Raw genomic sequence first — 21,497 nt, forward strand, 5'->3', positions numbered from 1 at the left:
CAAACTCACGGCATCGAGAAGTTGATCCCCTGTGCCAGCGGCAATTCGCGGCTGTAATTGATCGTGTTGGTCGCGCGGCGCATGTAGTTCCGCCAGGCGTCGGAGCCGCTTTCGCGCCCGCCGCCCGTCTCCTTCTCGCCGCCGAACGCGCCGCCGATCTCCGCGCCCGAAGGTCCGATATTAACGTTGACGATGCCGCAGTCGGAGCCGGCCGCCGACAGGAACAGCTCGGCCTCACGAAGGTCGTTGGTGAAGATCGACGAGGAGAGCCCCTGCGGCGCCGCATTATGGTGCGCGATCACCTCCTCGAGCGTGGAATAGCGCAGCACGTATAGGATCGGCGCGAACGTTTCGCGAAGCACTACCGCGCTCTGCTCCGGCATCTCGGCGATGGCGGGGCGCACATAATAAGCGCCCTCCGCCGAAGGCAGCCGCTCTCCGCCTTCGACGCTGCCGCCTTCCGCCCGCGCATCGGCAAGCGCCGCCTGCATCGCATCGAAACCGGTCTTGTCGATCAACGGCCCGACAAGTGCGCCGTCCAGCGGGTTGCCGACCGGCACGCTCGCCCAGATCTGCTTCAGCCGCGGCACCAGCCGGTCATAGACTCCCTCATGAACGAACAGCCGCCGGAGAGTCGTGCAGCGCTGTCCGGCCGTCCCCACCGCCGCAAAGGTGATCGCCCGCTCCGCCAGCTCCAGATCGGCGGTCGGCGCGACCACCATGCCGTTATTGCCGCCAAGCTCCAGCAATGTGCGCCCGAACCGCGCCGCCACGCGCGGTGCAACCTCGCGCCCCATCCGCGTCGACCCGGTCGCAGAAACGAGCGCCACACGGCAATCGTCCACCAAAGCCTCGCCAGTCTCGCGCATGCCCTGCACCACTACCGACAGGTTTGCGGGCGCATCGCCGAACCGTTCCGCCGCCCGCTCGAACAAAGCCTGCACTGCGACCGCGCAGAGCGGTGTCTTCTCCGACGGCTTCCAAACCACGCTGTCGCCGCAGACGAAGGCGAGGCAGGCATTCCACGCCCACACCGCCACCGGAAAATTGAAGGCGGAAATCACGCCCACCACCCCGAGCGGATGCCAGGTCTCCATCATCCGGTGCCCGGGCCGCTCGGTCGCGATGGTGAGGCCGTAAAGCTGGCGCGAGAGGCCGACCGCGAAATCGCAAATGTCGATCATCTCCTGGACTTCGCCGAGCCCCTCCTGAAGGATTTTGCCGCATTCGAGGCTCACAAGCCGCCCAAGCGCCTCCTTCTCCTCGCGCAGCACCTCGCCGAACAAACGGACGAGTTCCCCGCGCCGCGGCGGCGGAACGGTGCGCCAGGCAAGAAACGCCTCCTGCGCCCTGCCCGCCGCCGCCGCGACATCGCCCGCGCCGGAAGAACGGACCCGGCCGATTTCCGCGCCATCGATGGGCGAAATGGAAACAAGGTCGCCCTCGCCTGCTGACACAAGCAGCCGCTCGAACAAGGATTTCGCCTCGGCGGCCGAATTGAATTCCCCCATCATGCCCCCATCAGCGCCTTTGCCCGCCTGAGCCCCTCCAGCCCCTTCTCGATCGTCTCCGGCTGCTTGGCGAAGCATAGGCGGATCACGCTCCGCACCTTATTCTCGTCGTAAAAAGCGGACACCGGAATGGCTGCGACGCCGCATTCCCGTACCGCCCGCTCACAGAAGGTCACATCGTCGACGCCGATGCCGGACGCGGCGAGGTCGACGCAGACGAAGTAGGTGCCCTCGACCGGCAGCGCAGCGTAGCCCGCCTCTTCGAGCCCGCGCAGGAACACGTCCCGCGCCCGCGCGAAGTCGCTTCGCATGGTCTCGAAATAGTCCGTGTCCTTGCCGAGCCCGTAGGCGACTGCCGACTGCAGGTTCGGCGCGGTCGCGAAGGTCAGATATTGGTGCGCCTTGGAAATCGGCAAGGCCAGCGCCTGCGGCGCGACGATCCAGCCGATCTTCCAGCCAGTCATCGAGAAGATCTTGCCGGCTGACCCAACCTTCACCGTCCGCTCGGCCATGCCGGGCAGCGACGCGAGCGGCACGTGGCGCCGGCCGTCGAAGACGAGATGCTCCCAAACCTCGTCGCTAAGCGCGATCACGTCGCTTCGAACACACGCATCCGCGATGATGCGGAGTTCGTCCTCCCCGAACACGCGCGCCGCAGGGTTCTGCGGATTGTTGAAGATGACGAGCCGGGTCCGCTCGGAAAAAGCCTCGGCAAGCGCCCCTTCCGTGATCCGCCAGTCGGGCGGCGTCAGGCGCACGAACTTAGGCACCCCTCCCGCGCGTCGGACCAGCGGCACATAAGCGTCGTAAAGCGGCTGAAACAGCACCACCTCATCGCCTTCGCTGACTAGTGCCATGATCGCCGATGCCAGCGCTTCCGTCGCGCCCGAAGTCACGATTACATCGCCATTTTCGACGACCAGCCCCTGATACTGCCGGTAATGGTCCGCAACCGCCTCTCTCAAGGCGGGCAGGCCCGTCATAGGCGCATATTGATTGGAGCCATTCAGAAGCGCCTGTGCGGCACTTTCGACCACATCCTGCGGCCAGCCGAAGTCAGGAAAGCCCTGCCCCAGATTGACCGCTCCATGCTCCGCCGCCAGCCCCGACATATGGGCGAAGATCGATGTCGGCAGCGTCTCGTAAAGCGGGTTCATAAGCGCTCGATCATCGCTTGCGCGGCCGCCGGATTGCGCTCCTTTGCGCCGCTGATGAAGAACACATAAGTCTCCCGCGGCTCCACCGGCGCGGGCTCCGCATTATAGGGCAATCCCGCCGGGCTCTCCCCCCGCGCCCAGCCCTTCGCAACATCCGCCCAGCGATCAATGGCCGCCGGTTCATACCCTGTGTCGACATGCGGCCGGGCGCACATCAGCCGGGCATAGACGAGGCCTCCCGATACATCGGCGATGCAGGGATAATCGTCTGAATCGCCGTAGACGATCGCCACCCCCGCCTCCCGCGCCATCTTCACGAAGGCAGCGTCGCGGAAGCTCTCATGCCGCACCTCGATGGCATGCTGCAGCTTCACCCCATCCTGCTTTTGCGGCAGCAGCTTGAGGAACGCACCGAAGTCCTCAGGATCGAATTTCTTCGTCGCCATGAACTGCCACAGGATGGGGCCTAATTTCTCGCCAAGCTCGACAATGCCCTGCCCGCAGAATTTCTGGACCCCTTCACCGCCTTCGGCGAGCACCTTCTTCATCGTGCAATAGCGCGAAGCCTTCAGCGCGAACTTGAAACCGTCCGGCACCGTCTTCGCCCAGCGTTCGAACAGCTCCGGCTTCTGCAGCTTGTAATAGGTCGCGTTGATCTCGATCGCGGTCAGCTTGGACGACGCATATTCCAGCTGCCGCGACTTCGGCAGCCCCACCGGATAGAATGTCTCCCGCCAAGGATCATAATCCCAGCCGCCAATGCCGATATAGATGGGGGCAGAGGACATGTTCACCTCTGAAACTTGGCTGGGGCGGCAGGATTCGAACCTGCGAATGCCGGTACCAAAAACCGGTGCCTTACCACTTGGCGACGCCCCAGCAGGGTGGCGTGAGGCGGGCCTTATCTCCCGCCCCGCCCGAAGCCAAGCCTTAGCTGTTGGAAAGCCGACGATAGACGAGGTCGAAATAATCCTTGCGGAGCTGCATCGTGAGATCGCCGACCTCGAAGCTCCACGGACCCGCAGACGCCACCGGAGTGACTTCGGCCGCACTTCCGGTGAGGAAGAATTGCTGGAAGCTTTCCAGCTCCTCCGGCCAGATCGCCTTTTCCACCACCTCGATGCCGCGGCGGCGGGCGAGGTCCATCACTGTCTGGCGCGTGAGGCCGTTGAGAAAGCAATCCGGCGTCGGCGTATAAAGCACGTTGTCGCGGATGAAGAAGGCGTTCGCACCCGTCGCCTCGGCTACCTGCCCGCGCCAGTCGAACATCAACGCGTCGTTGAACCCCTTCGCCTGCGCCTCATGCCGCGACAGGGTGCAGATCATGTAAAGGCCGGACGCCTTGGACTCGACAGGCGCGGTATAGGGCGCCGGCCGCCGCCACTTGGCGATATCGAGCTTCAGTCCCTGCCGGATCGCGTCCTCGCCGAAATAGGCGCCCCACGGCCAGGCGGCGATGGCGAGATGGATCTTCGACTGCTGCGCCGACACGCCCATCTGCTCGGAGCCGCGCCAGGCGAGCGGGCGCATATAGGCATCTTCGAGATTGTTCGCCTTCAGCACCTCGCGGCAGGCTTCGTCGATCTCGTCGACGCTCCACGGGATCTCGAAACCGAGCAGTTCTCCGCTCCGCTTCAGCCGCTTGCTGTGATCGGTGAGGCGGAAAATCTCGCCGCCATAAGCCTTCTGTCCCTCGAATACGGAAGAGGCGTAATGGAGCGCGTGCGTCAGGACGTGAACGTTTGCTTCGCGCCACGGGACCAGCTTGCCATCGTACCAGATCACTCCGTCACGGTCGTCATAGCTGCGCTGATCGGTCATGATTGCTCTTGCGTCTCGGGGAACCTGACCGCGGGATAGGACCGAGTGCGCAGCCGGTCAACACGGGCCCTTGCCGTAGGGGAGAGGAGGATCTACAAAATTGATAATTAAGGAGTAATCTCATGTGGCACCTGCGTGCATCGACATTGGCGCCTGCCGTACTCTTTCTGGCGCTAACGGGAGCGGATGCTTCAGAGCCGGACCCCGAGCTGACAGCCTGCTGCCTTAGTGGGGAGCGTTACATCGTCCACTTCTCTCCCGCCACCCATGCGCCCCTGTTCGGTGCTGATACCATCATGGACAATGCAGTAGCTACGTTCCGCCGCCAGAAGCAGGTGCGGCTGGGACTTTATGGAACGACTTCATCGGACGAGTTCAACATCCAACTGGCCCTGCGGCGCGTAGAGGCGGTCCGGAAAGCATTAATGGCCCGAGGCGTTTCTCTGGACATGATCGATGTGGAGGCATTGGGCGAAGACCCGTCGCTGGGCGCGCGGCAACCCCGCCAGGGCAGATTCGAGATTACATACGGAATTGGCGCCGGAACCTGAGAATTATTCCCGCGCCCGCGCCGCTTCGGCCATTTGGTGGCTGCGCCGGAGGCTTGCTTCCAGCGTCACCTGAACCAGCCTGTTCAGCGCCTCGTCGGCGTCGAGCACGTTCAAGCCGGCGCGGGTCGTGCCGCCGGGGCTCGCCACCCGCTCCGCTAGCTGGTGAGGGCTTTCCTCCTCCGCGGCAGCAAGCGCCGCGGCGCCCTCCACCATCGCTTCGGCGAGCCGCGCCGCCTGCGCCGCATCGAGGCCGATGGCTGCACCCGCTTTCGCCAGTGCATCGATGTAGCGGAATAGGAAGGCAGGGCCGGCACCGGTGAGAATACCCGCGGCTTGAAACTGCGGCTCATCCTCGAACCATTCTACCCGGCCGAGTGCCCCCATCAGCCCTGCCACTAGGGACCGCGCCTCCGCCTCTCCGCCATCGCTGTAAAGATTGATCACACCCTTCCCCAGCCGCACCGGCGTGTTTGGCATCGCCTTCACGATGGTACGGACTGCCGGGAAGCGCGCCTTCAGCGACGCCTGCTCTACTCCCGCCATGATCGAAATCAGCACCGTCTCCGCATTGAGAATGGGCGACAGCCCCGGAGCAACCTCGTTCAGCTTCTGCGGCTTGGTGCCGAGCATTACCAAAGCCGGCGCTTCGCCCTCCGGATAGGCGGTCAGTACCCGCACGCCCTCGGCAACAGGCTGGCCACTCGGACGGATTACGGTGAGGCGGCTGCGGTCGATGCCGCAGTCCAGCCAGCGCGCCAGCATCGCTCCTGCCATATTGCCGCAGCCCACGAGCCAGAACGGCCCCGGCAGCGGCGGCATCGTCATGGGATCAGGCTTCGCCCTGCGTCTCGATGAGCGCGGCGGCGATGGCTTCCTGCGGGGTCTTGTCGGCCCACAGCACGAACTGGAAAACCGGGTAGAAGCGCTCGCATTCCTCGATGGCGGCTTCCACCAAGGTCTCCGCCTGCTGGAGTGTCAGCGTGCCGCCCTCTTCGCCCTCAAGCAAGGTCGCATGGCGGAAAAGGACGAGGCCGGAGCTCGCCCAAAGCTCGAAATGGCCGAGCCAGAGCTGCTCGTTAATAAGGCCGATAGTCTCGTAGGTCTGGCTGCGCTTGTCGCTCGCGACGCGGATGTCGGGGAGCGCCAGGAACTGCAGCACATTATCATCGTCGCGCCAGATCGCGCGCAGCTCATATTGTGCCCAGCTGCCCTGAAAGGTCGCGACGATTTCCTCGTCGCCATGCCGCTCATAGGCCCAGCTATGCGCGCTGAAATAATGTTCGAGCATGTCGATGGGAGCGCTGGTGTCCCGCTCCATTTCAAACTCGTCGACGTCCATGCTCTAAACCTTCAAGCAAACCACGGATTAACCGTGCACGCCGGGCATTTGACGCGCAAGCTATGCCCTTTTCGCAAAGGACGAAAGCTGTGGATTAGTGACCGGTTCCCGGCTGCTTCTTCGCGCGGGCTCCGGGCGCCTTCGGAGCCGCCACGGAACCGCCTGCTTCAAGCGCGTCGATGCGGGCTTTCAGGAGCTGATTTTCCTCGCGCGCGGCGACTGCGATCGCCTTCACTGCCTCGAATTCGTCGCGGCTCACCATGTCGAGTCCGCCAACCCATTCGCGCATCCGCTCGCGGAACGAAGCCTCGGCCTCACGGCCCATTCCGGCGAAGGTGCCGGCGGCGCCGTTCAGCACCTTTACGAAATCGTCGAACAAGCGGTTCTGGGACTGCATCGCGCGTCCTCCTAAGAGCAATGGTTCAGCGCATATCGGTATGCGCCTGCCAAACGTCAAACGCCGGGGTTGAGCTCGATGATCCGGTAGTTGAGCACGGACGCGAAGCTGAGCCAGACGAGATAGGGCACCATCAGCCAGGCCGCGGCGCGGTTGAACCGCCCGAACAGGAAGGTGGCCGCGATGGAAAGAGCCAGCATCAGGATGATGATGAACAGCGCCGGCTCCGGCTGGTGGGCGCCAAAGAAAACGGGCGACCAGCTGAAGTTGAGCAGCATCTGCGCCACGAATAGGCCGACGGCGAGCGTCCAACCCCTTACCCGCTCCTCGGAAAGCACCAAGGCGATGGCGATGCCAAGGAAGATGTAGAGCGTAGACCAGACGACGCCGAACACCCAACCGGGCGGCATAAGCGCGGGCTTCCGCAAGCTGTCGAACCAGTCGTTGCCGTAACCCGAATTGGATAGCTGCCCCATCAGGAAGCCTACCCCTAAGATCAGCGGAACGGTGAAGATCGCATAGCGCCAGAAGGACTTACGCTGCACCGTTTCCGCCATTCTTCTCCTCCTATTCCGCAGGCAATGGCCTTGCGAGCTGCGCCTCGAGCTTCCTTGAAACCGCTTCGGGCGAGCCGGTGTAACGCGCCAAACGCGAATAAAGCAGCGGGATCAGGAACAGGGTGATGACCGTCGAGATCGACACGCCCCACACCACCACGACGCCGATCGCCTGCCGCGCCGCCGCGCCCGCCCCAGTCGCGAGCATCAGCGGCACCGCGCCCGCGACCGTGGCGATCGAGGTCATCAGGATCGGGCGGAGACGCCGCGTCGAGGCTTCCCGGATGGAGGCGCCGATATCCTTCCCCGCATCGCGAAGCTGGTTGGCGAACTCGACGATCAGGATGCCGTTCTTGGCGGCAAGTCCCACCAGCATGACGATGCCGACCTGGCTGTAGAGATTGAGCGTCTGCCCCATCGCCGCCAGCCCCAGCACTCCGCCCGCAACCGCAAGCGGCACGGTGGTGATGATCACCGCCGGGTGAACGAAGCTTTCGAACTGGGCTGCGAGCAGCAGGTAGACGACCAGGATGGTGAGCGCGAACACGATCCAGATCGAGCTTCCCGCCTCCTTGAACGCCTGGCTTTCGCCGCGATAGCCGATAGCGGTCACTTCCGGAGCCTTCGCCGCCTCCTGCTCCAGGAAGGCGAGCGCCTCACCCAGCGAATAGCCGGGCGCAAGACCGCCGGAGAGGGTGATGGCGCGAAGCTTGTTGTAGCGGCCGAGATCGCGCGCGCCCGCCGTTTCACGGATCTGAACGAGGTTCGACAGCGACACGAGGTCGCCGGTCCGGCTCCGCACATAGATGGAGCCGAGATTGGCCTCGGTCGCGCGGGCGAAGGCTTCCGCCTGCACCACCACGCGATATTCTTCGCCCCGGTCGACATAGGTCGAAACGCGGCGGGAGCCGAGCAGGCTCTGCAGCGCCTGACTGACGGCGGACACTGATACCCCGAGATCGCCCGCACGCGCCGTATCCACCTCGATCCGAAGCTGCGGCTTCGTTTCCTTATAGTCGCTGTCGAGATTAACGATGCCCGGGTTCTCCGCCGCCGCTGCGATGATGCGGTCGCGCGCGCGGGCGAGATCCTCGTAGCTTCCGCCGGCGATCACGAAATTAACCGGCTGGCCGCGCCCGCGCCCGATCGATGAGCGCACCGAAGCGTTGCCGCGCACTGCGGGAAGCTGGCCAAGGATCCTGTTGACCTCGGTCACCACCTCCTGCGTCGTCTGCTCGCGCTCTTCCCACGGCTTTAGGAAGACGATGAAGGTACCGGAATTGAAGTCGTCGCTTGGCCCGAAGCCGCCCGGCGTGCGCGCGATCACCGCCCGCACCGCGCCCTCCTCGGTCAGCTGCATCAGCCGGCCCTGCGCATCGAGCATGTAGCGGTCCATCTCGGCATAACCGGTGCCTTCCGGCGCCGAGATATTCGCGCTGAGGATGCCGACATCCTCCGCCGGCACCAGCTCCGACTGCAGCGTCATGAACAGTGCGCCCGCGGCGGCCAGAAATAGGCCGAGGCCGATCAGCGGCAGCTTCGGCTTGGCAATCACCCTGTCGAGCCCGCGCCCATAGCGGCCTTCGAGCCGCCGGAACTTGTCATCGACCCAGGCTGCCATCCTGCCCCGCTCCTCGCGGCGGAGCAGCTTTGAACAGAGCATGGGGGCGAGGCTCAGCGCCAAGAAGCCCGAAAAGGCGATGGCGCCGATCATCGCCACCGCAAGCTCGCGGAAAAGGAGGCCCGTCTGGCCCGTGATGAACATAACCGGCACGAACACCGCACACACGACCAACGTCGTCGAAATAATCGCGAAGCCGACCTGTCGCGTCCCCTGGAACGCGGCAGCGAGCGGTGGCTCGCCCTCCTCGATCCGGTGGTAGATATTCTCCAGCACGACGATCGCATCGTCGACGACAATGCCGATGGCGAGCACCATGGCGAGCAGGGTCAGAAGGTTGATCGAGAAGCCGAACACCCACAGCACCGCGAAGCTCGCCAGCAGGCAGAGCGGCACGGTGACGGCCGGAATAAGCGTCGCGCGCCAGCTTCCGAGGAAGAGGAAGATCACCGCCACCACAAGGATCGCGGCTTCGGCTAGCGTCACCCACACCTTGTCGATGGCGCGGCTGATGAAGAGGGATTCGTCGGACCCGACGGTGACTTCCATCCCCTCCGGCAGGCTGGATCGAAGCTCCTCAACCTCGTCTTTCGCCGCCTGCGCCACGGCTAGCGTGTTCGCGCCCGACTGCCGGACGATGCCCAGACCGACGGCGGAAACACCATTGGCGCGGAAGGCGGAATAAGGGTTCTCCGGCCCCTGCTCGACCCGCGCAACGTCACCGAGGCGGACGAGATAACCGTCCGTGCCGCGCCCGACGACAAGCTGCGCAAATTGCTGCTGCGTCGTGAAAGGCCGATCGACGCGGAGCGTCACATTCTGCGCCTCCGACTCAAGGCGCCCGGCGGGAAGCTCCACATTCTGGTTGCGAAGCGCGCTTTCGAGGTCGGCCGGCGTCAGCCCGTAGGCCGCGAGCCGCTCCGGCTGCATCCAGACGCGCATGGAGGGTCGCGCCTCGCCGCCGATGAACACGCGCGCGACCCCGTCCAAGGACGAGAAACGGTCGACGACGTTGCGGTCGATATAGTCGCTGAGCTGGAGCTGGCTCCATCCCGGCCGCGAGAAGACCAGGAACAGGATGGGCGAAGCGTCAGCATCGACCTTCCGCACCTGCGGCGCCAGCGCTTCTTCCGGCAAATCCTGCGCCGCGCCGCCGATCCGGTCGCGCACGTCGTTCGCCGCCACGTCGACGTCGCGTCCAGGCGCGAATTCGATGGTGATGTCGGACTGGCCGTCACGAGAGCGGGAGGTGATGGTCTGGAGCCCCTCCACGCCCGAAAGCCGGTCCTCAAGCACCTGCGTGATCCGGCTTTCGACGACGCTTGCAGCCGCGCCCGTGTAGGTGGTCTGCACCGACACGACCGGCGGATCGACATCGGGATATTCACGCACCGAGAGGCTGGAAAAACCGACGAAGCCCACTACCGCCAGGAGGATCGACACCACCGCCGCGAAGACGGGGCGCTTAACCGAAAGGTCGGAAAGCTGCATGGCCTAGCTACCCTTTCCGCTCGCCGCTGCCTTCGCCTGCCCCTTTTGCGGCTGCGCATTTTCCGGACCGGCGAGCCGCACCTTCATCCCGTCCGACAGTTTGACGACGCCTTCGGTCACGACCTGCTGCCCTGGCCGGAGCCCTTCGATGACCTCAATGCGGCCGGCCGAGCGGACGCCGGTGCGGACCTGCAAGCGCTTCGCCTGCCCCTTGTCGACAATATAGACGAAGCGGCTGTCCCCCTCGCCCACCACGGCAAGTTCCGGCACCGACAGCGACAAGCGCGGGACCGTTTCGATACCCACCGTCAGAAGCATGCCGGGCTTCAGCCTCCGGTCCGGATTGGGCAGACGCGCCCGCACCGTCACCGCCCGCGTGTTGGGATCGATCACCGGATCGATGGTCGCGATCTGGCCGCGGAACGGCTGGTCCGGATAGGCGGCGGAACGGGCCTCTATCGTCAGACCAGGCCGGATCGCCGACAGCATCGTCTCGGGCACCGGAAAATCGAGCTTGATCGAACTCAGGTCGCTGACCGTCGCAATCTCGCCGCCGGCATTCACCACCGCGCCCGGCGAAATGTTGCGGAGCGACACCCAGCCGGAGAACGGCGCCCGCACCACCCTATCACCGATGGTCGCCTGCGCCTGCGCGGCCTGCGCCCGGGCGGACGCCGCCTGCGCAACCTGCGCATCGAGCGCCGCCTGCGTCGTAAAGCCGCGCGCCTTCAGCGCCTGCAGCCGTTCGAGCTGCCTTTGCGCTTCCCGCGACCGCGCCTGTACCTCGCTAAGCTGCGCCGCTTCCTGACCCTGAGCGAGCACCGCGACAACCTGTCCGCGTTCAACGAAAGCGCCATCGTCGAAGCCTAAGCGAATGATCCGCTCCGTGACCGGCGCCGACAGTGTCACCTGCTCGTTGGCGCGGGCCGTGCCGACCGCCTCGATTCGCTCGACGAACCGCATCGTGCTTGCAGCTTCGGCCTTGACCAGCGGCGGCGACCGCCCCTTCTCCTTGCTCTCGCCCGCGCTGCACGTCGCAAGTGCTAGCAAGACCACGGAAACCATTAGTTTCGGAACGCTACGCATGTAACCGCCGCTAAACTGCGGTGGAACTCCGATCAAGCGCGCTGTGCTGCGAGGAGGAATTCCACATTCCCTTCAGGTCCAGTGATCGGACTTGTCGCCAAGCCCGCCACAATCCAGCCCCTGTCCCGCAACCATATGGCAGCGTCGTTACAAACTCTAGCATGAACTTCAGCGTCCCTGACGACGCCGCCCTTGCCGATCTCGTGCCGCGCCGCCTCAAACTGCGGCTTCACGAGCGCGATCAGCCGCCCCCCGGACTTCGCGAAGTCCAGCGCCTTGTCCAGCACCTTGGCCAAGCCGATGAAGCTTGCATCGCAGACGATGATGTCGACCGGCTCGGTCACGATCTCGTCCGTCAGGTAGCGGGCATTGGTCTGCTCGTGCACCACGACACGCGGATCCTGCCGCAGCTTCCAGGCAAGCTGGTTCGTGCCGACATCGATCGCGAACACCTTCGCCGCCCCCTTCTGCAGCAGCACGTCGGTGAAGCCGCCGGTGGACGACCCCACGTCCAGCGCCACGGCGCCCGTCACGTCCCAGCCGAAATGCTCCAGCGCATGGGCAAGCTTGATCCCGCCGCGCGAAACCCAGGGATGCTCCTTCCCCCGCACCTCCAGCGCCGCGTCATCCGCCAGCGCCTGCCCCGCTTTCTCGATCTTCCGCTCGCCTGAATAGACGAGCCCCGCCAGGATCAAAGCCTGCGCCTTGGCCCGGCTCTCCACCAGGCCCCGGTCCACCAGCATCTGATCTACACGCGACTTCGCCATCAGCGCGGCTTAGCGGCAGCAGCGGGCGCGGAGAAGCAGTTGCAGAAAATGCAACTTACTTCTCTACCTTTGCGATTGAGAATAGCTGCAACACGTTTAAGTCGGCGGCGAGCGACATGCTCACATCAAGACAGGAGGAAAAACATGCGCATCTATGAAAGAGCGGCCGCGAGCTTCGTCTCCATCGCCGCGCAGTTCGTGATCCTGTCCGCCGTAATCGTCTGAGGACGCCGGCCTAGATCACCTGCAAGCCGTCGGTCTTCCGGCGGCTTTTGCATTTCTCTGCTTCGCCCGAAATTGATCGAGCCACACTCCGAGCTCCTCAAGGGACGGGTCCTGCGGCAGCACAGCCGGATGCTCGGCCGAAGGTTCTGGAACTGACAATTTCTCGCAGTATGAGAGCGCTAGATCCTCAACGTCCTCGGGATCTATACGCATCTCCGAAGCCAGCCGATCATTTGGCTGAGGCGTCAACGGGGGAAAATAATAGCTGACAATCTCGTCGTGCAGGAATTCAGCAGTATCCTGACTGACGCCAGCGGAACTCATCGCCTGAATGAACTCGGATCGGCTCATCGGCACTCGATCTCTAGCCATTCTTTGCTGGCGTCGCTTCTCTAAGAATGAAGATGTTAGAGCTGATAGGACCACGAAGCCAAATAAAGCGCCGATAACGCCAAGATAGCTCAGGCCCGCGCTCCTTCTTCCAAGCCGGCGCTATTGATCCGGAGCGCCTTCAGCACCGTCTCAACGATATGCGGCGCGTTGAGGCCGGCTTCGTCATATTGCTTTTCGGGCTTTTCCTGATCCTGGAACGTGTCAGGCAAGCGCATGGTGCGGAGCTTCAGGCCCGCGTCGATCAAGCCTTCGTCGCTGGCCAGCGTCAGCACATGGGCGCCGAAGCCGCCGACCGCGGCTTCCTCGACCGTCACCGCCACTTCGTGGGTGGTGAGCAGCCTCCGGATCAGCGCGTCGTCGAGCGGCTTGGCGAAGCGGAGGTCTGCGACCGTTGTCGAAAGCCCCTTCGCCTCCAGTTCATCCGCGGCCTTCAGCGCCTCTTCTAGCCGTGTGCCAAGCGACAGGATTGCGACCTTCTTGCCCTCGCGCACCACGCGGCCCTTGCCGATCTCCAGCCGCTCCGGCGTCGCGGGAAGCGGCACGCCGATGCCGTTGCCGCGCGGATAACGGACCGCGATCGGCCCGCTGTCGTGGAGCGCCATGGTGTGCACCATGTTGACGAGCTCGGCCTCGTCCGCGGCGGCCATAACCACGAAATTCGGAAGCGTGCAAAGATAGGCGAGGTCGAAGCTTCCCGCGTGGGTCGCGCCGTCCGCGCCGACCAGCCCCGCCCGATCCATGCCGAACCGCACGGGCAGGTTCTGAATGGCGACGTCGTGAACGACCTGGTCGTAAGCGCGCTGCAGGAAAGTCGAATAGATGGCGCAGAAGGGCCTGTAGCCCTGCGCGGCAAGGCCGGCGGCGAAGGTCACCGCATGCTGTTCGGCAATGCCGACGTCGAAGGTGCGCCCCGGGAAACGCTCGCCGAACTTGTCGAGGCCGGTGCCGGACGGCATCGCTGCGGTGATCGCCACCACCTTCTCGTCCCGCTCCGCCTCGCCGATCAGCGCCTTGGCGAAGACGCCGGTATAGCTTGGCGGTCCGGCCGGCGCCTTGGCCTGCTCGCCCGAAATGACGTCGAATTTCTGGACGCCGTGATATTTGTCGGCAGCCGCCTCGGCAGGGCCGTAACCCTTTCCCTTCTTGGTGACGACATGGACCAGCATCGGGCCTTCCGCCGCGTCCCGCACATTCTCCAGGATCTCGACGAGCTGCTCGATATTATGGCCGTCGACCGGCCCCACATAATAGAAGCCCAGTTCCTCGAAGAGCGTTCCGCCGGTCGCGAGGCCGCGCGCATATTCTTCGACCTTCCGCGCCGCATTGTGCAGCGGCTCAGGGAGCTTCCGCGCAAAGCGCTGCGCAAGCTGCCGCACGCTAAGATATTTGTTCGAGGAAACCAGCCGCGCGAGATAGTTCGAAAGCCCGCCCACGGGCGGCGCGATCGACATGTCATTGTCGTTGAGGATCACGACCAGCCGGTTTCCGGCCTGCTCGGCGTTGTTCATCGCCTCATAGGCCATGCCCGCCGACATCGCGCCGTCGCCGATCACAGCGATCGCCTTGCCGGGCGTCCCCGCCAGCTTGTTCGCCACGGCGAACCCTAAAGCGGCCGAGATGGAGGTGGAGCTGTGCGCCGCCCCGAACGGGTCGTATTCGCTCTCGCTCCGCTTGGTGAAGCCCGAAAGACCCCCGCCCATGCGGAGCGTCCGGATGCGGTCGCGGCGTCCGGTGATGATCTTGTGGGGATAGGCCTGGTGCCCGACGTCCCAGATCAGCCGGTCGGTGGGGGTGTTGAAGACATAGTGAAGCGCGACCGTGAGCTCGACCACGCCAAGCCCTGCGCCGAGGTGCCCGCCTGTCACCGACACGGCCGAGATCGTCTCCGCGCGCAGCTCGTCCGATAGCTGGCGAAGCTGCTCCTTCTTCAGGAGGCGAAGCTGCTCGGGGGTGGCAACGGTGTCGAGAAGCGGGGTTTCAGGGCGCTCAGTCATGCTTGGTCCTTCTGTCTCGGGCCATAGCGCCGCGTGCGCACGGTGTCGAACCCGAACGGGTGCCTGGTGCAGCGGCACGGGATGAGCGGCATGAGCAACTGCTGAGCCTTTGCTGAAAAAGCAGCCCGGACCTCCTGTGGCCGTCGGGACTCACCTTGGAGAATTTCGAAGTTAATCAAAAATTTCGCGCTGGCGCGGGCGGTCATCCTGATTCACTCTTCAGATCGTCCAGGCGCCTCTGCCGCGGACGAGTGGAAGGGAAGCTTCATGCTCCTGTACGTCCTGCCTACCGCCACCGCTGCTATGCTCGTCTATATGTTGGCTTCCATGCACCGGCTGCCGCGCGGCTAGGTCCGCCGCCGAAGCTCAGTCGTCGTCGCAGTCGCCGCAGCGGCCGCGCACCTCGATCACCGGCCGCACCGGCGCAAAGCCCGCCTTCTGCGCCGCCTCGCGGACTCCGCCCGACAAACTATCATTGTCTATATGTGTCGTCTGGCCGCAGCTGTCGCAGATCAGGAAGATGCAGTCGTGCAGGCAGTCCGGATGGTCGTTCGCTACGTAGGCGTTGGCGCTCTCCACCCGCCGGGCGAGGTTGGCGCCGACGAACAAGTCGAGGATGCGATAGACGCTGTTCGCGGCGACGCGGCGCCCCTGATCTTTCGAAACCTTGTCGGCGATGTCGTAAGCGGAGGCAGGCTTGTCGAAACTTGCCAGTGCCTCGAACACGGCGGCGCGCATCTGCGTCCACTGCTCGCCCGATTTCTCCATCGTGACCTGCGCCGCCTGCGCAAGCGACTCGCCTTCGTGGCTGTGATGAACGTGCTGGTGATTGGCCATAAGAGATAGGTAAGCTCTTGCCCGCCGCGGGGCAACCTTTAGGCGAAAGCCGCTTCGAAGCGCGTCAGCGTCAAGTCGAAATATGGCTTACCCTTTTGCTCGAGCGTCAGCCGCCTCGGCCAGCGCACCGGCCCCGGCATCCTTTCGCGCGAAAAACGGAAGCGCTGAGGCAATGGCGCGCCACCCTCGGGATCGGGAACCGAATTGCGAGCTTCGACCAGTTCGTCGTCACCATCAAAGAACAGCTCAGTTGGTTGCGCGCGGGGATGCTCCACAAGGATCCCCTTCAAGCCATTCGCATCAGCGATACGCCGCAGCTTCACGCCTGGCGCCAACAACGGCGCAAGGAGCATCACGCCGTAAGTGGCGAATTGCGCACGCTCATGCTCGACCATCGGTGTCGGTAAAGGATTGGTTTTGCCGCCACGCGTACCCCACCCTCCGGCGGGCGTGATCAGCATCGTTCGCGCTTTGGAAGGCCCCTCCTGCTTGATCCAGCTCGTCGAGCGTGCCCATTCGAAGGGTACGACCATGGTGGATACGCCTAGCTGCAGGTCGCGGTCCCCTATATGGAGTGCTGCATCGCCTTCCCAGCGGAGCACCCGCACCTGCGACAACGCCCGCGCTCCACCGGCGCGGCGGATCCCCTTGGCTAGAAGGCTCTCCGGCGTAGCGGCTGCCAATTCCGCCGGAAAGAGAGCGGCGGCCGAACCGGCCGCGATCAGTGCCCGCCGGGTCAGGTGCGGGCTTATATGACCGCCCGCCGGTTGAGGTCGTGTCCGAGCGCGAGGATTGCGACACCGATGATCGTATAGACGGCTTCGGTTCCGTTATGCGGCATGGTGAGGGCGCCCCCCATCACGCCGAGCCCGAGCCCCCCGACCGCGGCCGGCATCATGAAGCCATGCTCGACGATGCCGCGCCCAAGAGCAATGAGGCCAAGGCCGATCGCAAGCACCAAGCCGACTTCGTGAATAACCGGGTTCAGCAGCAAGCCGCCGGCCGCCGACAACATCGCAAGAAGGATCGCGCTGGCCAGGCAATGGACCAAGCAAAAGCCCGACAGGGCAATGCCCAGCCGATCAATCGCTCCATTTCTTGCAACGCCCTCGAACATCAGACTCGCGATTTCCTTCTACCGCTCTTTATAGAGGCGGAGCAGTAAAGATACAACATAACATTTCCGAAAAAGTTGCGGTGGCAAAGCGCGGGGCAAGCCGCCATATCGCGCCCATGGCATCGACTCCTCCCGCGACATTCGCACCGGCTCCGGCCGCCGCGCACCCGCGGCCGCTGGCGATCTCCAATTGGCTGCTGTTCGTCGCCGCGCTCGTTCTGCTGATGATCGTGGTCGGCGGCATCACCCGCCTCACCGAATCCGGCCTCTCCATCGTTCGCTGGGAACCGGTGTCGGGCACCCTCCCGCCGCTCAACGAAGCGGAATGGGAGGCGCAGTTCGAAGCCTATAGGCAGACGCCGCAGTATCTCGAAATCAACCGCGGCATGTCGATGACCGAATTCAAGCAGATCTTCTTTTGGGAATATGTGCACCGGCTATTGGGCCGCGTGATCGGCCTCGCCTTCGCGCTTCCGCTGCTCTGGTTCGCAGCGAAGCGAGCGATCCCCGCCGGCTATGGCTGGCGGCTGGTCGCCCTGCTGGCGCTCGGCGGACTGCAGGGGGCGATCGGCTGGTGGATGGTGGCATCGGGCCTGATTGATCGGCCGGAGGTGAGCCACATCCGCCTTGCCGTCCACCTCCTCACCGCACTCCTCATCTTCGGCGCGCTGATCTGGACGGCGCTGGATCTTCGCGCGCTTGCCCGCAACGGCGCTGCTCCCGGGAGAATGCCGACGCTCGCCATCTGGACGCTATCGATACTGGGCCTCCAGATGCTGTTCGGCGCCTATGTGGCGGGGCTCGAGGCAGGCTACGCGTTCAACACCTGGCCGTTGATGGGCGAGGAGCTGTTCCCGGCCGCGACGCCGATGCTTCAGCCCTTCCTCGTCAACTTTGTCGACAATCCAATCGTCGTGCAGTTCGTCCACCGCTGGCTCGCCTTCGTCGTGGCCGCCGCCGTCGCCCTGTTGGGGATGGCCGCTTGGCGCCGCGGCTTCGCGGCCGAAGGCGCGCTCGCCATTCTGGCCGTCGTCGTCCAGATCTTGCTCGGCATCGCCACGATCATGACCGGCGTCGAGTTGTGGATCGGCGTCGCCCACCAAGGTATGGGCGCTCTCCTCCTCGGCGCCATCGTCCTTGCCGCGCACCGGCTGGACGCCCGCCGCGCGTGACGGAGATCGTCAGCGTCTACACGACCTTCGGCTCGGACGAGGACGCCCGCCGCATCGGCCGCCAACTCGTCGAGGAGCGCCTCGCCGCCTGCATCAACATCCTCGGCCGTTGCCATTCCATCTACCGCTGGCAGGGCAATGTTGAAGAAGCGGGCGAGATCGCCGCAATCCTCAAGACCGCTGCCGACCGAGCAGAGGCGCTGGTCGCCCGCCTCACGGAACTGCATAGCTATGATGTTCCGGCGGCGGTCATCTGGCCGATCGAGCAGGCTCACGCCCCCTATGCCGAATGGGTTCGAGCGGAGACCCGCCCCTGATCCTTACTTAGGTGTCACCTCAAACGTCATCCGGTCGAAATCGATGGTAAAGCTGCCGAACAGCTTCAGGATATCGTTGCCAAGCACCCCGAAATCCTGGTCCGGCTCCGGTTTTGCCGCAACTTCGACCGAGACGTTCGTAAGATCGATGGCTTCGCCGCCGATGACGCTCGGCAGCTTCGCATAATGGGCGACCGACACCTCCTCGGCTCCGCCCGCTCCCGCGCGCTTGCGTGTCTTGCCGCTGTTTACGGCGGTGAGGTCCGGATGAGCGGCGGCGAAGCGAGGCTTGAGGATGCTGAGGTTTGCGCCCGTATCGAGGAGCAAGGGATGTTCCGCGGCGCCCAAACGGGCCATCACATAGGGCTGGTTCACGACCATCCGGAGCGCTGACCCCTTTGCATCGACGGCCGGCGCCGCTCCCACCGTCAACGTATCGCCGGGCCCGAAGGTCAGGCGCCCGAGCGCCCGCAGCACGGGAAAGCCCGTAATCGTGTCGATACGGTAGCCACCGGATACGGGAAATTCGAGCGCTGCATCGTCCAGCACCAGGAAGACGACGTTGCGCAGTGTCGCGCCCGCGACCTCAACCTTATCGGCGATCCCAACTTTTACGTCCGCCGCGCCGCCTACCGAATTGCCGACTGCCGAGGCGCCTTCGAGCATGCGAAGGCCCATGCGCTTCGCGGCGCTTGCGCTCGCAACCGACAAATTCGCTCCGGTGTCGATTACCGTCTCTTCCGTAGCGCCGCCCGAAGCGAGCTTTGTGCGTGCGAGACCCACCTTGTCGCGGGAAGTGGCTGTTGAGCCCGCAGTCTTTCCTTCCAGCCTCTGTGGGGGCGCGACGGCGAGGATTCGGGCGAGTTCCGTCAGGCGCTGCATGTCGTCAAGCTGGCTGGCCGCGAGGCCTGCAGGCCGGGCGAGCACTTCAGCCCCGTGCCGGGCAGCATCCGCATAGCGCCCTGCTGCAAAGGCTGTTCCGGCCCCAATTTCATGCGCCTCGCGAAGGCGAAGGGGATCGGAGTCCCCTGCGGCGAAATAGCGATTAAGCGCAGCCACGGCCTCGCCATCCTTCAACTCCACGGCGTGGAGGCGCGCCTCCAACAGGTGCCTCGTCGCAGGCGCAAGCCGTCCTTCCGCGATCAGGCGGCGGATTGGCTCCACGTCGCCGACCCGCGCAAGCTCGCGCGCGCGCTCGATCTCATTAGCGGTTTGGGCGGTCGCTGGAGCGGCGGGAAGCGAAGCCATCAGCGAGGCTCCGGCCAGCATCGCAGCTAGGAGAATTGAAGAAGGTCTTTTCATCGAAGGCGGACTCCGTTAGCATTGCTGAATAGATATTCATTATTGTTTTACGATAATTGCACATTGGATGTCAATATGTCGCTGCCGAACCTCGCCAGAAGTGCGCGCCGCCTTCGGCTTGCCACCTTATTCTGCACGGCAATGATCCTGCTCTTCGGCCTGCTCGCCGCTGTCGTGGCCACGACTGGGGGCGAGCTGGCGCAGGTTCGCACGACAGGAGATCCTATCTCGGCGGTGGCGACGGCGGCTCTGTTCTCGGTAGCGCTCTGGCGTTTGATCCGAATGCTCCGCCGCATCGAAGGGGGCGAGACGTTCACCCAAGGCACCGTGTCGGACCTTCGTGGCTTTTCTCTCTATACCCTGCTTGCCGTGCTCGCTTCGGTGCTCCTGCCCCCTATGGTGCGCCTTGCAAGCGATCTCCAGAAAGGTGGTCGGACGACGCTCTCCTTCGACATTGGCGGCAGTGACCTTATCGCCATTCTCGCGGCCGCGTTGCTCTTCTTCGTCGCGCGCCTGCTCGTCGAGGCGCAGCGTCTCGCCGACGAGAACAGTCAGATCGTCTGAACGATGCCGATCATCGTCCGCCTCGACGTCATGCTCGCGCGCCGCAAGGTCCGGTCGAAGGAGCTTGCCGCTTATGTCGGCATCACCGAAGCCAATCTCTCGCTGCTGAAATCAGGCCGGGTGAAGGGCATACGCTTCGAGACGCTAGAGAAGATCTGCGACTATCTGAATTGCCAGCCCGGCGACCTGCTGGAGTTCGAACACGACGAAGCGCCGGCCGCGCGAACGCCGTCGCTCTAGTTAAACAGGGTCTCGGCGCCTGCGCCGGCGACCTGTTGACAGAAGGCCCTTGCCGATGGTCAGCATCCTCGATGCGCTCCCTCATCTTGGCTGCCTTTGCCGCCGCCCTGTTTTTCGCCCTACCCGCCCAAGCTCAGGAAGCGGTGCAGCTTCACTTCGATCCTCCTGAAGGGCAGGCAGTACGATATAAGTATGAGCGGGTGATCGACGATCCTCGTGCGCCCCGAAGCCTGTCGTCGACCTTTTCGCTGAGGTTCCAGCGCTTGAAGGAAGGCTTCAGGGTCGCCGTCACGCCCGAAACGAGCAGCTTCGACATCCCCGGCCTGTCTTCCGAAATGGCAAAGCGGATGGATGCCGTTGCGCGGATGCCGTACGCACTGAGACTCTCCGATGAGGGCGCGATCGTAGAGATCGAAGAAGGCGACGCCTTTTGGCAGCAGCTTGTCAGCATGACGGAAGAGATGCTCTCCACTCCGGGCGGAGCGACGCCTTCCGAGGAGGAGAAGGCCCAGCTCCAATCCTATGTTGCGCTGTGGCGTGATGCACCTCCCGAAGTGAAGCTGAACATGCTGACCGAAGGCCTGCAGCCGATCTTCGAATATGCCGCGTCGGAATGGGTGGAGGGTGAGCGCGTCGAATTCAAGTTCGAGACACCGACACCCTTTGGCGCGGTCACGCGTCATGGCGCGTCCTGGCTCGAAGGCGTCGACGGCGACACAGCAATCATAAAGTATGAGGGCAGCGTCCCGCGGGAGGAACTGGACCGCCTGATGCAGCGGCTCATGGGCGTCACCGGCGGCAAGCGGGCAGAAGAAGCGATGAAAGAATTAGAGAAGGCGATCCGGGGCTTCGAGCGCCGGGACGAAGGCATCTACCGCGTGACCAAAGGTGACGGTCTTCTGGAGCGGGCGCAAGTCAGCGCTACCACAAAGGTGAGCGCGGATGATGAGCAGATGGTCCGCACGGACACTATAAAACTGGAGCGGCTTTTCGACAGGGCTGAGTAAGAGGTAATATAGTACCTCTCGGCAAAGCCGC

At 64.1% G+C, this 21,497-nt stretch carries 23 protein-coding genes and 1 tRNA gene; 6 read left to right on the forward strand and 18 right to left on the reverse strand.

All coding sequences use genetic code 11. The features are described 5' to 3' along the window. Nucleotides 1-5: 5 nt before the first annotated feature. The 5 genes from VGD10_RS04585 to VGD10_RS04605 all read right to left on the reverse strand — a co-directional run bounded on the left by VGD10_RS04585 (nt 6) and on the right by VGD10_RS04605 (nt 4,489). Nucleotides 6-1,514 (reverse strand): aldehyde dehydrogenase family protein, encoded by a 1,509-nt coding sequence (locus VGD10_RS04585; RefSeq protein ID WP_331039623.1) that lies wholly within the window; start codon nt 1,512-1,514, stop codon nt 6-8. Then, nucleotides 1,511-2,668, reverse strand: a complete 1,158-nt coding sequence (locus VGD10_RS04590; protein ID WP_331039624.1) for an aminotransferase — start codon at nt 2,666-2,668, stop codon at nt 1,511-1,513. The genes VGD10_RS04585 and VGD10_RS04590 overlap by 4 nt, the downstream gene beginning before the upstream one ends. Then, on the reverse strand, nt 2,665-3,456 hold the full coding sequence (locus VGD10_RS04595; RefSeq protein WP_331039625.1) for a DUF72 domain-containing protein: 792 nt from the start codon (nt 3,454-3,456) through the stop codon (nt 2,665-2,667). Before VGD10_RS04595 ends, VGD10_RS04590 begins: the two co-directional genes overlap by 4 nt. A gap of 16 nt (nt 3,457-3,472) precedes the next feature. Further along, nucleotides 3,473-3,547, reverse strand: a tRNA-Gln gene (locus VGD10_RS04600). Nucleotides 3,548-3,598: 51 nt separating this feature from the next. Beyond that, complete coding sequence (locus VGD10_RS04605) at nt 3,599-4,489, reverse strand: branched-chain amino acid aminotransferase (RefSeq protein WP_331039626.1); 891 nt, start codon at nt 4,487-4,489, stop codon at nt 3,599-3,601. Between the two features lie 122 nt (nt 4,490-4,611). Here VGD10_RS04605 and VGD10_RS04610 point away from each other — a divergent pair, with 122 nt between their 5' ends. Beyond that, nucleotides 4,612-5,040 carry an OmpA family protein gene (locus VGD10_RS04610; protein WP_331039627.1) on the forward strand — a complete coding sequence of 143 codons (429 nt, stop codon included), beginning with the start codon at nt 4,612-4,614 and terminating at the stop codon, nt 5,038-5,040. Between the two features lie 3 nt (nt 5,041-5,043). On the opposite strand, the gene VGD10_RS04615 is transcribed toward VGD10_RS04610, so the two are convergent. From VGD10_RS04615 to VGD10_RS04670, 12 genes are all read right to left on the reverse strand, one after another. Beyond that, nucleotides 5,044-5,865 carry a pyrroline-5-carboxylate reductase family protein gene (locus VGD10_RS04615; RefSeq protein ID WP_331039628.1) on the reverse strand — a complete coding sequence of 274 codons (822 nt, stop codon included), beginning with the start codon at nt 5,863-5,865 and terminating at the stop codon, nt 5,044-5,046. 4 nt (nt 5,866-5,869) lie between these two features. Beyond that, entirely contained in the window at nt 5,870-6,379 is a 510-nt protein-coding gene (locus tag VGD10_RS04620; RefSeq protein WP_331039629.1) for a YbjN domain-containing protein, read from the reverse strand. Between the two features lie 94 nt (nt 6,380-6,473). Next, nucleotides 6,474-6,776 carry an accessory factor UbiK family protein gene (locus VGD10_RS04625; RefSeq protein WP_331039630.1) on the reverse strand — a complete coding sequence of 101 codons (303 nt, stop codon included), beginning with the start codon at nt 6,774-6,776 and terminating at the stop codon, nt 6,474-6,476. Nucleotides 6,777-6,832: 56 nt separating this feature from the next. Next, a complete protein-coding gene (locus VGD10_RS04630; protein ID WP_331039631.1) occupies nt 6,833-7,333 on the reverse strand; it encodes a TspO/MBR family protein in 501 nt (166 codons plus the stop codon). Nucleotides 7,334-7,343: 10 nt separating this feature from the next. Continuing rightward, on the reverse strand, nt 7,344-10,445 hold the full coding sequence (locus tag VGD10_RS04635) for an efflux RND transporter permease subunit (RefSeq protein WP_331039632.1): 3,102 nt from the start codon (nt 10,443-10,445) through the stop codon (nt 7,344-7,346). A 3-nt stretch (nt 10,446-10,448) separates the two neighbouring features. Beyond that, nucleotides 10,449-11,531: an efflux RND transporter periplasmic adaptor subunit gene (locus VGD10_RS04640; protein ID WP_331039633.1), complete on the reverse strand. Its 1,083-nt coding sequence runs from the start codon at nt 11,529-11,531 to the stop codon at nt 10,449-10,451. A 32-nt stretch (nt 11,532-11,563) separates the two neighbouring features. Next, on the reverse strand, nt 11,564-12,298 hold the full coding sequence (locus VGD10_RS04645; protein WP_331039634.1) for a TlyA family RNA methyltransferase: 735 nt from the start codon (nt 12,296-12,298) through the stop codon (nt 11,564-11,566). A 240-nt stretch (nt 12,299-12,538) separates the two neighbouring features. Continuing rightward, nucleotides 12,539-12,874, reverse strand: a complete 336-nt coding sequence (locus VGD10_RS04650) for a hypothetical protein (RefSeq protein ID WP_331039635.1) — start codon at nt 12,872-12,874, stop codon at nt 12,539-12,541. A gap of 110 nt (nt 12,875-12,984) precedes the next feature. Then, nucleotides 12,985-14,910 (reverse strand): 1-deoxy-D-xylulose-5-phosphate synthase, encoded by a 1,926-nt coding sequence (dxs, locus tag VGD10_RS04655; RefSeq protein ID WP_331039636.1) that lies wholly within the window; start codon nt 14,908-14,910, stop codon nt 12,985-12,987. A gap of 366 nt (nt 14,911-15,276) precedes the next feature. Beyond that, nucleotides 15,277-15,747 (reverse strand): Fur family transcriptional regulator, encoded by a 471-nt coding sequence (locus VGD10_RS04660; RefSeq protein ID WP_331039637.1) that lies wholly within the window; start codon nt 15,745-15,747, stop codon nt 15,277-15,279. Nucleotides 15,748-15,785: 38 nt separating this feature from the next. After that, a complete protein-coding gene (locus tag VGD10_RS04665; protein ID WP_331039638.1) occupies nt 15,786-16,208 on the reverse strand; it encodes a hypothetical protein in 423 nt (140 codons plus the stop codon). Nucleotides 16,209-16,495: 287 nt separating this feature from the next. Then, complete coding sequence (locus VGD10_RS04670) at nt 16,496-16,864, reverse strand: MerC domain-containing protein (protein WP_331039639.1); 369 nt, start codon at nt 16,862-16,864, stop codon at nt 16,496-16,498. Nucleotides 16,865-16,980: 116 nt separating this feature from the next. Between VGD10_RS04670 and VGD10_RS04675 the strand changes: the two genes are divergently transcribed. Both VGD10_RS04675 and cutA read left to right on the forward strand, forming a co-directional pair. Further along, the gene (locus tag VGD10_RS04675) at nt 16,981-18,036 is read left to right on the forward strand and encodes a COX15/CtaA family protein (protein ID WP_331039640.1); all 1,056 of its coding nucleotides are present in this window, start codon (nt 16,981-16,983) and stop codon (nt 18,034-18,036) included. Next, on the forward strand, nt 18,033-18,353 hold the full coding sequence (gene cutA, locus VGD10_RS04680; protein ID WP_331039641.1) for a divalent-cation tolerance protein CutA: 321 nt from the start codon (nt 18,033-18,035) through the stop codon (nt 18,351-18,353). Before VGD10_RS04675 ends, cutA begins: the two co-directional genes overlap by 4 nt. A gap of 3 nt (nt 18,354-18,356) precedes the next feature. Here the strand turns inward: cutA and VGD10_RS04685 are convergent, their stop codons facing one another. Then, nucleotides 18,357-19,601, reverse strand: coding sequence for a pepsin/retropepsin-like aspartic protease family protein (locus VGD10_RS04685; RefSeq protein ID WP_331039642.1), 1,245 nt, complete (start codon nt 19,599-19,601; stop codon nt 18,357-18,359). Between the two features lie 129 nt (nt 19,602-19,730). Here VGD10_RS04685 and VGD10_RS04690 point away from each other — a divergent pair, with 129 nt between their 5' ends. The 3 genes from VGD10_RS04690 (at nt 19,731) to VGD10_RS04700 (ending at nt 21,466) form a co-directional block, all read left to right on the forward strand. Beyond that, nucleotides 19,731-20,219, forward strand: a complete 489-nt coding sequence (locus tag VGD10_RS04690) for a DUF2975 domain-containing protein (protein WP_331039643.1) — start codon at nt 19,731-19,733, stop codon at nt 20,217-20,219. 3 nt (nt 20,220-20,222) lie between these two features. Beyond that, nucleotides 20,223-20,459: a helix-turn-helix transcriptional regulator gene (locus tag VGD10_RS04695; protein WP_331039644.1), complete on the forward strand. Its 237-nt coding sequence runs from the start codon at nt 20,223-20,225 to the stop codon at nt 20,457-20,459. A 71-nt stretch (nt 20,460-20,530) separates the two neighbouring features. After that, nucleotides 20,531-21,466, forward strand: a complete 936-nt coding sequence (locus VGD10_RS04700) for a hypothetical protein (protein ID WP_331039645.1) — start codon at nt 20,531-20,533, stop codon at nt 21,464-21,466. The last annotated feature ends 31 nt before the right edge of the window (nt 21,467-21,497 follow it).

The sequence above is a fragment of the Allosphingosinicella sp. genome, from assembly GCF_036402135.1.
In the GTDB taxonomy this organism is placed as follows: Bacteria; Pseudomonadota; Alphaproteobacteria; order Sphingomonadales; family Sphingomonadaceae; genus Allosphingosinicella.

Excerpts from the sequence above, each read along its gene's own strand:
- VGD10_RS04585 (WP_331039623.1), bottom strand. The coding sequence starts at position 1,514 with ATGATGGGGGAATTCAATTCGGCCGCCGAGGCGAAATCCTTGTTCGAG.
- VGD10_RS04590 (WP_331039624.1), bottom strand. The coding sequence starts at position 2,668 with ATGAACCCGCTTTACGAGACGCTGCCGACATCGATCTTCGCCCATATG.
- VGD10_RS04595 (WP_331039625.1), bottom strand. The coding sequence starts at position 3,456 with ATGTCCTCTGCCCCCATCTATATCGGCATTGGCGGCTGGGATTATGAT.
- VGD10_RS04605 (WP_331039626.1), bottom strand. The coding sequence starts at position 4,489 with ATGACCGATCAGCGCAGCTATGACGACCGTGACGGAGTGATCTGGTAC.
- VGD10_RS04610 (WP_331039627.1), top strand. The coding sequence starts at position 4,612 with ATGTGGCACCTGCGTGCATCGACATTGGCGCCTGCCGTACTCTTTCTG.
- VGD10_RS04615 (WP_331039628.1), bottom strand. The coding sequence starts at position 5,865 with ATGACGATGCCGCCGCTGCCGGGGCCGTTCTGGCTCGTGGGCTGCGGC.
- VGD10_RS04620 (WP_331039629.1), bottom strand. The coding sequence starts at position 6,379 with ATGGACGTCGACGAGTTTGAAATGGAGCGGGACACCAGCGCTCCCATC.
- VGD10_RS04625 (WP_331039630.1), bottom strand. The coding sequence starts at position 6,776 with ATGCAGTCCCAGAACCGCTTGTTCGACGATTTCGTAAAGGTGCTGAAC.
- VGD10_RS04630 (WP_331039631.1), bottom strand. The coding sequence starts at position 7,333 with ATGGCGGAAACGGTGCAGCGTAAGTCCTTCTGGCGCTATGCGATCTTC.
- VGD10_RS04635 (WP_331039632.1), bottom strand. The coding sequence starts at position 10,445 with ATGCAGCTTTCCGACCTTTCGGTTAAGCGCCCCGTCTTCGCGGCGGTG.
- VGD10_RS04640 (WP_331039633.1), bottom strand. The coding sequence starts at position 11,531 with ATGCGTAGCGTTCCGAAACTAATGGTTTCCGTGGTCTTGCTAGCACTT.
- VGD10_RS04645 (WP_331039634.1), bottom strand. The coding sequence starts at position 12,298 with ATGGCGAAGTCGCGTGTAGATCAGATGCTGGTGGACCGGGGCCTGGTG.
- VGD10_RS04650 (WP_331039635.1), bottom strand. The coding sequence starts at position 12,874 with ATGAGCCGATCCGAGTTCATTCAGGCGATGAGTTCCGCTGGCGTCAGT.
- dxs (WP_331039636.1), bottom strand. The coding sequence starts at position 14,910 with ATGACTGAGCGCCCTGAAACCCCGCTTCTCGACACCGTTGCCACCCCC.
- VGD10_RS04660 (WP_331039637.1), bottom strand. The coding sequence starts at position 15,747 with ATGGCCAATCACCAGCACGTTCATCACAGCCACGAAGGCGAGTCGCTT.
- VGD10_RS04665 (WP_331039638.1), bottom strand. The coding sequence starts at position 16,208 with ATGCTGATCACGCCCGCCGGAGGGTGGGGTACGCGTGGCGGCAAAACC.
- VGD10_RS04670 (WP_331039639.1), bottom strand. The coding sequence starts at position 16,864 with ATGTTCGAGGGCGTTGCAAGAAATGGAGCGATTGATCGGCTGGGCATT.
- VGD10_RS04675 (WP_331039640.1), top strand. The coding sequence starts at position 16,981 with ATGGCATCGACTCCTCCCGCGACATTCGCACCGGCTCCGGCCGCCGCG.
- VGD10_RS04685 (WP_331039642.1), bottom strand. The coding sequence starts at position 19,601 with ATGGCTTCGCTTCCCGCCGCTCCAGCGACCGCCCAAACCGCTAATGAG.
- VGD10_RS04690 (WP_331039643.1), top strand. The coding sequence starts at position 19,731 with ATGTCGCTGCCGAACCTCGCCAGAAGTGCGCGCCGCCTTCGGCTTGCC.
- VGD10_RS04695 (WP_331039644.1), top strand. The coding sequence starts at position 20,223 with ATGCCGATCATCGTCCGCCTCGACGTCATGCTCGCGCGCCGCAAGGTC.
- VGD10_RS04700 (WP_331039645.1), top strand. The coding sequence starts at position 20,531 with ATGCGCTCCCTCATCTTGGCTGCCTTTGCCGCCGCCCTGTTTTTCGCC.